This window comes from Bacillus sp. FSL K6-0268, assembly GCF_038005425.1.
Lineage (GTDB): Bacteria > Bacillota > Bacilli > Bacillales > Bacillaceae_G > Bacillus_A > Bacillus_A thuringiensis_S.
Genome location: NZ_JBBOTF010000001.1, coordinates 5,277,300 through 5,286,769 on the forward strand (window position 1 = coordinate 5,277,300; position 9,470 = coordinate 5,286,769).

Consider the following 9,470-nt stretch of genomic DNA (forward strand, 5'->3'; position numbering starts at 1 on the left):
GGAGAATCTTATTATGAGTTGGTCAAAAGTAAAATACTTCTTTTTTGATACACCGGAAGAAAAAGAAGCAGCTCAATATGGTTATGAAAAGGAGCAAACAGACATGAAAAAGCAGCAAGATCCACCAGAACAACAAGATGTTACGTTTCCGAAAGCGCAACCGAAGCAAAATGTTGTGAGTATTGAAACAGCAAAACAATCTTCAAAAGTTGTTTTATTAGAACCACGCACATATTCGGAAGCGCAAGGGATTGCGGACCACCTAAAAGGTAGACGAGCTGTTGTAATTAATTTGCAGAGAATGTCTACTGATCAAGCGGTACGTATCGTTGACTTTTTAAGTGGTACTGTATACGCTATAGGCGGGGACATTCAAAAAATAGGACCGAAAACATTTATGTGTACACCTGAAAATGTTGATATTGTTGGTGCAATTTCAGAGTTATTCGGTGAAGAAGAAGAAACAAATATAAAGAGGTGGTAATACGCCATGACAACAGTTTTAATGGTGTTAAGTTCTGCTATCGAGATTTACTCGTGGGCACTGATTATTTACATTCTCCTATCATGGTTTCCTGGTGCAAAGGAATCATCTTTTGGAGAGTTCTTGGCGCGAATTTGTGAACCGTATTTAGAACCATTCCGCAGATTTATTCCGCCGCTGGGTATGATTGATATTTCTCCACTCGTTGCGATTTTTGCGTTAAAACTTGCTAAAAGTGGTTTGTTCAGCTTGTTCGGCTATTTCTTATAGTAAGAGGTTAAATACATGAGCATTTACGAACATTTTAGGCCTGATGAAGAGGTCTTTGTAGATAAAGTGCTAGAGTGGAAGCGAACGGCGGAGTACCATCAAGTGAAATTAACAGATTTCCTTGATCCAAGACAGCAACAAATTGTTTCTATGGTAATTGGACAAGGAGATGTTGCTGTGCAATTTGGTGGTGCAACGCCTAATGCAGAGCGTAAAAGAGCACTCATTTATCCAGACTATCTAGAATTAAATGAAGAAGAATTTCAAGTAGAAGTATTAGAAATTGACTATCCTTCCAAGTTTTATACGCTAGAACATAGGCAAATATTAGGTACATTTATGTCTCTTGGTTTAACGAGAGAAAAATGTGGTGATATTTTGCTGCAAGAAAATCGTGCCCAAATTGTAGTTGCGAAAGAAATCGTATCGTACATTGAGATGAACTTACAAGCAATAGGAAAAGTAAAAGTCTCCTTATCAGCAGTACAAGGAGAACAAATTCTACAGATACATGAAACGTGGGGGGAGAAATCTGGAACGGTTTCTTCACTTCGTTTAGATGTTATGTTAGCTGAAATGTTACATTTATCTAGACAGAAAGTACAACCTTTCATTAAAAATGGTTTAGTAAAAGTTAATTGGAAAATAGTGGAACAAACTTCTTATGAATGTTATCCAGGAGACGTTTTCTCTGTTAGAGGATATGGCCGAAGTAAATTATTTTCTGTAGAAGGTAGAACAAAACGCGACAAATGGAGAATTTTGTATGGTATACTAAAATGATTGGTTTTTTAGAAGGAAATCCTCCTATTTTGTCGAAGAAAAGATATAATTGAAAGAGGAAATTTAGATAACTACTTGGAGGTGGCGTTGTGCCGTTAACACCATTAGATATTCATAACAAAGAATTTGGTCGCGGATTCCGTGGCTATGATGAAGATCAAGTAAATGAGTTTCTTGATCAAATTATCAAAGATTATGAATTGGTCATTCGTGAGAAAAAAGCTTTAGAAGAAAAAGTTGCGCAGTTAGAAGGGAAGTTAGATCATTTCTCTAATATTGAAGATACGTTAAACAAATCTATCGTTGTTGCGCAAGAAGCAGCGGAAGAAGTAAAACGTAATGCGCAAAAAGAAGCGAAATTAATTGTGCGTGAAGCTGAAAAGAATGCTGATCGTATTATTAACGAAGCATTAGTAAAATCAAGAAAAGTTGCTTTTGATATTGAAGAGTTAAAGAAACAAGCGAAAGTATTCCGAACTCGTTTCCGTATGTTATTAGAAACACAGCTTGAAATGTTAAACAACGATGATTGGGATAAACTAATTGAGTTAGAAGACGAAGTAGATGAACTGTTGAAAAAAGAAGAAACAGTGTAAGCTTGACGTTTTTCTCATTATTACATATAATTTTAAACAACATATTTATTAAGAAAAACGAAGATAGGGATAAGTACCTTTTCAAACCTTATATAGCGAACTGAGGACGGTGTAAGCTCAGGATAAGGAGATAGTGGGAATATCACCCTGGAGTTCCGCGCTGAACAAATAGAGTAAGCGTAGGCGTGTATTCGCGTTAAGAATATAAGAGGATTCTATACATATGTATATGATCTACTAGGGTGGTACCGCGGGAGACTTTCTCGTCCCTTTTTGGGATGAGAAAGTCTCTTTTTTATTCCGTTTTTTAAGTATTTCTTATATACATGTAAGGAGGAATTGAGCATGGAGTACAAAAATACATTACTGATGCCGAAAACAGAGTTCCCAATGCGTGGGAACTTACCAAAACGTGAGCCTGCAATGCAAGAAAAATGGGCTGAAATGAATATTTACGAAAAAGTACAAGAACATACAAAAGGTCGTCCTTTATTTGTATTGCATGATGGACCTCCATATGCGAATGGTGACATTCATATGGGACATGCATTAAATAAAGTATTAAAAGACTTTATTGTTCGTTATAAATCAATGACTGGTTTTAGTGCGCCATATGTTCCAGGATGGGATACGCACGGTTTACCAATTGAACAAGCTTTAACAAATAAAGGTGTAAAGCGTAAAGAAATGACAGTTGCTGAGTTCCGTAAGTTATGTGCAGAGTATGCATATGAACAAGTAGAACGTCAACGTGAACAATTTAAGCGTCTAGGTGTACGTGCAGATTGGGATAATCCATATATTACTTTAGAGCCCGCTTATGAAGCACAACAAATTAAAGTGTTTGGTGACATGGCGAAAAAAGGTTATATCTATAAAGGTCAAAAACCAGTTTACTGGTCTCCAACGAGTGAATCTGCTTTAGCAGAAGCTGAAATTGAATATCAAGATAAAAAATCAGCATCTATTTACGTAGCATTCCCTGTAAAAGATGGAAAGAACGTATTAGAAGGTGATGAAAAGTACATCATTTGGACAACAACACCTTGGACATTACCTGCAAACTTAGGTATTTCTGTTCACCCAGAGCTTGAATATAGCATTGTAAAAGTAAATGATGAGAAATATATCATTGCTTCTGAGCTGTTTGAGACAGTTGCAAAAACGTTAGAGTGGGAAAATGCTGAAGTTGTGAAAACAGTAAAAGGTAGCGAACTGGAGTACACAGTTGCAAAACATCCATTCTACGATCGTGATTCATTAGTAATGCTAGGAGATCACGTAACAACAGATGCAGGTACAGGTTGTGTTCATACAGCACCAGGACACGGGGAAGATGACTTCGTTGTTGGTAAAAAGTATGGATTAGAAGTACTTTGCCCAGTTGATGATAAAGGTGTATTAACAAATGAAGCACCTGGATTTGAAGGCTTATTCTATGATAAAGCTAACAAGCCAATTACAGAAAAATTAGAAGAAGTAGGCGCGTTACTGAAACTAACATTCATTACGCATTCATACCCACATGATTGGAGAACGAAAAAACCAATTATTTTCCGTGCGACAGCACAGTGGTTTGCATCTATTGAAGCATTCCGTAAAGAATTAATAGAAGCTGTAGCGGAAACAAAATGGGTACCAGCATGGGGAGAAACTCGTCTTCATAATATGGTTCGTGACCGTGGTGACTGGTGTATTTCTCGTCAGCGTGCATGGGGTGTGCCAATTCCGGTATTCTATGCTGAGAATGGCGATCCAATTATTACAGATGAAACAATTAACCATGTAGCAGATTTATTCCGTGAACACGGTTCTAACGTATGGTTTGAGCGTGAAGCGAAAGATCTATTACCAGAAGGATTTACACATCCAGGTAGCCCAAATGGCGAATTCCGTAAAGAAACAGACATCATGGATGTATGGTTCGATTCAGGTTCTTCTCACCAAGCTGTATTAGAAGAGCGCGAAGATTTACAGCGTCCAGCTGATTTATATTTAGAAGGATCTGACCAGTATCGTGGTTGGTTTAACTCTTCATTATCAACAGCAGTTGCTGTAACAGGTAAAGCTCCATATAAAGGCGTACTAAGCCACGGTTTCGTACTAGATGGTGAAGGACGTAAAATGAGTAAGTCGATTGGAAACATCGTCGTACCGAAGAAAATCATGGATCAATTAGGCGGAGACATCTTACGCTTATGGGTATCTTCTGTTGACTATCAATCTGACGTACGTATTTCAGATGATATTTTAAAACAAGTAGCAGAAGTGTATCGTAAAATCCGTAACACATTCCGTTTCTTATTAGGAAACTTAGACGACTTTAAGCCAAGTGAAAATGCAGTAGCTGTAGCTGAGCTTCGTGAAGTAGATCGTTACATGTTAGTGAAATTAAATGACTTAATTACAAAAGTTAAAGAAGCATATGAGACATACGATTTCGCTGCTGTGTATCATGCAATTCATAACTTCTGTACAATTGATTTAAGTTCATTCTACTTAGATTTTGCAAAAGATATTTTATACATTGAAGGTGCAAACCACGAAGATCGTCGTGCAATTCAAACTGTATTATATGATGTTCTTGTTGCGTTAACGAAACTTGTAACACCAATCTTACCGCATACAGCTGATGAAGTATGGCCATACATTCCAGGCGTAACAGAAGAAAGTGTACAATTAACTGATATGCCAGAAGCTGTACAATTAGATGACGCGGAAGCATTAAAAACAAAATGGGATGCATTTATGACATTACGTGATGACGTGTTAAAAGCACTAGAAGTAGCTCGTAATGAAAAAGTAATCGGTAAGTCATTAAATGCAAGCATTACGCTATATCCAACTGCAGAAATGAAAGCTATGTTAGAGTCTATTAGCGAAGACTTAAAGCAATTATTCATCGTTTCTGAGTATAAACTTGGTGGTATGATGGAAGAAGCGCCAGCAGATGCACCGAAGTATGAACATACAGCGGTTGTTGTTGCTCAAGCAACTGGTGAAACATGTGAACGTTGTTGGGTAGTTTCAGAAACAATTGGTAAAGATGCTGAACATGAAACATTATGTGAGCGTTGTGCAACAGTTGTGAAAGAAAACTATGTAAAATAATAAAAAACTGACTGCTATTTATGCAGTCAGTTTTTTATTTTGATGATATATCAAAATAACTTTCAGGCTCTTTCCTGTGAAGGAAAAATGTGTGTGAGGTAAGCAAATAAATTTCGGACACACTAACTGTACATTACAGCTAGGAGGAATGTACACGTGAATGAAATCTACATGGAAATAAAAGAAGAATTGCAATTGATGAGAAAAGAGTTGCAAGAGAGACTAGCTAAAGAAGTAATGCACAAATATGATGTCGAGTTCAGCCAAGAGCTTGGATATGAAATTAAGGAAGAGATAAAGAAAAAATTGCTATTACATGATATAAAAGAGGATTTAAAGGATGTAGAACGTGCATTATTTAAAATGGAAATAGACATGTACGGTATTTGTGAAGAGACCGGGAGATTAATTTCGACAAAGCAAATGAAAACAATGCCGACTGCCCGAACAATTCATGAATTTTTCTATGAAAAGGTAAATGTATGAATACGCACAACGATATTATATTACCTTTTTTTAATTTATTTTATTCTTCTATAAAGGTTCATTGTGAAAAGGTAGCAGCTATGCTAAAATTTTGAGGTACACTGTCTTTGTGGGGGAAATGAAAATGATATATTATGTAATAGCGTTATTTGTCATTGCTATCGATCAAATATCGAAGTGGTTAATTGTAAAGAACATGGAATTGGGTACGAGTATTCCGATTATCGACAATGTATTATACATAACATCACATCGAAATAGAGGCGCTGCCTGGGGTATTTTAGAAAATAAAATGTGGTTCTTCTACATTATTACAGTTGTTTTTGTAGTGTTTATCGTATTTTATATGAAAAAGTATGCGAAAACAGATAAGCTTCTAGGTATTTCGTTAGGCCTAATTTTAGGCGGGGCAATTGGTAACTTTATTGATCGTGTATTTAGACAAGAAGTAGTGGATTTCATTCACGTGTATATTTTCTCGTACAACTATCCAGTATTCAATATAGCTGATTCAGCGTTATGTATTGGTGTTGTATTAATTATTATTCAAACATTATTAGAAGGCAAGAAAGCGAAGGAGTAATTGAATGAGTGAAGTAGTACAAGTAACAGTTGTAGAAGAGCAAAAAAATGAGCGAATTGATAAATTCGTTGCAGGAATAAATAACGAATGGTCACGTTCACAAGTACAGCAATGGATTAAAGATGATGTTGTGACAGTAAACGGGAAAGCAGTAAAAGTGAATTATAAAGTAAAAGAAGAAGATGAAATTACAGTAACGATTCCTGATCCAGAAGCGTTAGATATTCAACCAGAAGATATGAATTTAGAAATTTATTATGAAGATGCAGATGTGCTTGTTGTAAATAAACCACGTGGTATGGTTGTACATCCAGCGCCAGGACATACAAGTGGTACGCTTGTAAACGGCCTTATGCACCATTGTACAGATTTATCAGGTATCAACGGTGTAATGCGTCCAGGTATTGTGCATCGTATTGATAAAGATACATCTGGATTATTAATGGTTGCTAAGAATGATATGGCGCATGAATCACTTGTAAATCAACTTGTAGCAAAAACAGTAACAAGACGTTACAAAGCAATTGTGTACGGTGTTATCCCGCATGATAAGGGGACTATCGATGCACCAATTGGTCGTGATAAGAAAGAGCGTCAAAGTATGACAGTTGATGAAAATGGTAAAAACGCTGTTACTCACTTCCAAGTGTTAGAACGCTTTAAAGACTTTACACTTGTAGAATGTCGCTTAGAAACGGGACGTACGCACCAAATTCGTGTTCATATGAAATATATTGGCTATCCACTTGCAGGAGATCCGAAGTATGGTCCCAAGAAAACGTTAGATATGAATGGACAAGCACTTCATGCAGGTATTTTAGGCTTTGATCATCCTCGTACTGGTGAATATATTCAGTTTGAGGCACCGATTCCAGAAGTATTTGAAGAAGCATTAAATATTTTACGGAAATAGTATTGACAAATCACAAGAAAACTGAGATACTGACAACAGTTAAATAATGATCCTTTAACACAGCCCCGTGAGGTTGAGAAGGTAACGGTTTGAAATACTTAGGGTATGTTGTACCCTTTTTTCAAAAGTCCTCTCGCACACGCTGAGAGGACTTTTTTTATACCATTACTCTCACGCAAGAAAAAAAGCTTGGAGGTGTAGAGCATGCAAGAGAAAGCTGTCGTTTTAGATGACCAAATGATTCGCCGTGCTTTAACACGAATTAGTCATGAAATCGTGGAACGAAATAAAGGTGTCGATAATTGTGTTCTTGTCGGAATTAAAACTCGTGGAATTTTTATTGCACAACGTTTGGCAGAACGAATTGGTCAAATTGAAGGAAAAGAAATGGAAGTTGGAGAGTTAGACATTACGTTATATCGTGATGATTTAACACTGCAATCCAAAAATAAAGAACCACTTGTAAAAGGTTCTGATATCCCTGTAGATATTACGAAGAAAAAAGTTATCCTTGTGGATGACGTGTTATATACAGGAAGAACAGTTCGAGCAGCAATGGATGCTCTTATGGATTTAGGTAGACCATCTCAAATCCAACTGGCGGTTCTTGTTGATAGAGGTCATCGTGAACTACCAATTCGCGCTGATTATGTAGGAAAGAACATCCCAACATCAAGTGAAGAGCGTATCGAAGTTGATTTGCAAGAGACAGATCAACAAGATCGAGTAAGCATATACGATAAGTAAAGCCCTTTTAAATGTAGTCCTGTGAGGCTGCCAAAGGGTCTTGGCTTTCATATGTCAAATTTGGCATACGAAAGTGTAGGACTCTTTGTGCACAGGCACAAAGAGTTTTTTTATTGCAAAGATTTAAACTGAAGGAGGATGTAACAATGGAACAAAAGCCAGTGTTAGACGTTAATGAAGTACCGAAACCGGGAAAATGGTTATTTTTGAGTATACAACATTTGTTCGCGATGTTTGGATCAACAGTGCTTGTTCCGTTTTTAACAGGATTGAATCCATCAGTAGCATTAATATCAAGTGGATTAGGAACGTTAGCGTTTCTTCTTATAACGAAAGGTCAAGTACCTGCCTATCTAGGATCATCATTCGCCTTTATCGCACCGATTATAACAGCGAAAACGGCAGGTGGACCGGGAGCAGCAATGCTTGGTGGTTTGCTAGCAGGGCTTGTGTACATCTTAATCTCACTCGGAATTAAGAAATCAGGATCAGAGTGGATTATGAAATTACTTCCGCCAATCGTAGTTGGACCGGTAGTAATGGTAATCGGTTTAGCGTTAGCACATACAGCAGTTAATATGGCGATGAACGGTGCGGATGGCAAATATAGCTTTATACACTTTTCAGTAGCATTAGTAACATTAGCAATTACAATTATATGCTCGATATTCGGAAGAGGATTTTTCAGTATCATACCAGTGTTACTTGGCATTATCGGCGGATATATCTTCGCTTACTTCCAAGGGCTAGTAGACTTAAAGCCGGTAGCTGAGGCAAAATGGTTTGTTGTACCAGATTTCACAGTACCATTTGTCACATACACACCAGAGTTTTCATGGAAGATTGTACTCTTGATGGTACCAGTTGCACTAGTAACAATATCAGAACATATCGGACATCAAATTGTACTTGGAAATGTTATTAAAAGAGATTTAATTGAAAAACCAGGTTTACACCGTTCGATCTTCGGTGACGGAGTAGCAACATTAATCGCATCACTAATCGGCGGGCCACCGAATACAACGTATGGTGAAAACATCGGTGTGCTAGCAATTACGAGAGCATACAGTGTATACTTATTCATCGGTTCAGCAGTATTCGCAATCATGTTCGGATTTATCGGTAAGATTTCTGCGCTGATTCATTCGATCCCAACACCAGTTATGGGTGGGGTATCAATCTTACTATTCGGTGTAATTGCATCAAGCGGATTACGCATGATGGTAGATGATAAAACAGATTTAAGTGACAAACGAAACTTAATGATTGCATCAGTAATACTAGTAATCGGTATTGGTGGAGCGGTACTTCACGTAGGAGAATCGTTCCAAGTAGAAGGAATGGCACTAGCAGCAATTGTAGGTGTACTGTTAAATCTACTACTACCGGAAACGAAACAAATAAAACAACCTAAGCAGATTGCTTCATAATAATAACCTTTTAATTCAGTCCTGTGAGACAGAAAAGGGTGGCTTCTTCCTTGCACCCTAGTCTTAC

At 37.2% G+C, this 9,470-nt stretch carries 10 protein-coding genes and 1 other annotated feature; all 10 genes read left to right on the forward strand.

Features of this window, described 5'->3' with window-relative positions; translation table 11 throughout:
- The first annotated feature begins 13 nt into the window (after nucleotides 1-13).
- The 10 genes from MHI28_RS27690 to uraA all read left to right on the forward strand — a co-directional run bounded on the left by MHI28_RS27690 (nucleotide 14) and on the right by uraA (nucleotide 9,403).
- Complete coding sequence (locus MHI28_RS27690; protein ID WP_000119129.1) at nucleotides 14-484, forward strand: cell division protein SepF; 471 nt, start codon at nucleotides 14-16, stop codon at nucleotides 482-484.
- A 6-nt stretch (nucleotides 485-490) separates the two neighbouring features.
- On the forward strand, nucleotides 491-754 hold the full coding sequence (locus tag MHI28_RS27695; protein ID WP_000214323.1) for a YggT family protein: 264 nt from the start codon (nucleotides 491-493) through the stop codon (nucleotides 752-754).
- A gap of 15 nt (nucleotides 755-769) precedes the next feature.
- A complete protein-coding gene (locus tag MHI28_RS27700; RefSeq protein ID WP_000029712.1) occupies nucleotides 770-1,537 on the forward strand; it encodes a YlmH family RNA-binding protein in 768 nt (255 codons plus the stop codon).
- A gap of 89 nt (nucleotides 1,538-1,626) precedes the next feature.
- On the forward strand, nucleotides 1,627-2,133 hold the full coding sequence (gene divIVA / locus MHI28_RS27705; RefSeq protein WP_001131611.1) for a septum site-determining protein DivIVA: 507 nt from the start codon (nucleotides 1,627-1,629) through the stop codon (nucleotides 2,131-2,133).
- 51 nt (nucleotides 2,134-2,184) lie between these two features.
- Nucleotides 2,185-2,407, forward strand: a binding site (T-box leader).
- A gap of 71 nt (nucleotides 2,408-2,478) precedes the next feature.
- Nucleotides 2,479-5,244, forward strand: coding sequence for an isoleucine--tRNA ligase (gene ileS2 / locus MHI28_RS27710; protein ID WP_000455953.1), 2,766 nt, complete (start codon nucleotides 2,479-2,481; stop codon nucleotides 5,242-5,244).
- Between the two features lie 156 nt (nucleotides 5,245-5,400).
- Nucleotides 5,401-5,730: a molecular chaperone DnaK gene (locus tag MHI28_RS27715; RefSeq protein WP_001002956.1), complete on the forward strand. Its 330-nt coding sequence runs from the start codon at nucleotides 5,401-5,403 to the stop codon at nucleotides 5,728-5,730.
- 124 nt (nucleotides 5,731-5,854) lie between these two features.
- Entirely contained in the window at nucleotides 5,855-6,313 is a 459-nt protein-coding gene (lspA, locus tag MHI28_RS27720; RefSeq protein ID WP_000642180.1) for a lipoprotein signal peptidase LspA, read from the forward strand.
- Between the two features lie 4 nt (nucleotides 6,314-6,317).
- Complete coding sequence (locus MHI28_RS27725) at nucleotides 6,318-7,226, forward strand: RluA family pseudouridine synthase (protein ID WP_340828357.1); 909 nt, start codon at nucleotides 6,318-6,320, stop codon at nucleotides 7,224-7,226.
- Between the two features lie 204 nt (nucleotides 7,227-7,430).
- Nucleotides 7,431-7,973 carry a bifunctional pyrimidine operon transcriptional regulator/uracil phosphoribosyltransferase gene (pyrR, locus tag MHI28_RS27730; RefSeq protein ID WP_001156491.1) on the forward strand — a complete coding sequence of 181 codons (543 nt, stop codon included), beginning with the start codon at nucleotides 7,431-7,433 and terminating at the stop codon, nucleotides 7,971-7,973.
- Between the two features lie 146 nt (nucleotides 7,974-8,119).
- Complete coding sequence (gene uraA, locus MHI28_RS27735) at nucleotides 8,120-9,403, forward strand: uracil permease (protein WP_000435925.1); 1,284 nt, start codon at nucleotides 8,120-8,122, stop codon at nucleotides 9,401-9,403.
- The last annotated feature ends 67 nt before the right edge of the window (nucleotides 9,404-9,470 follow it).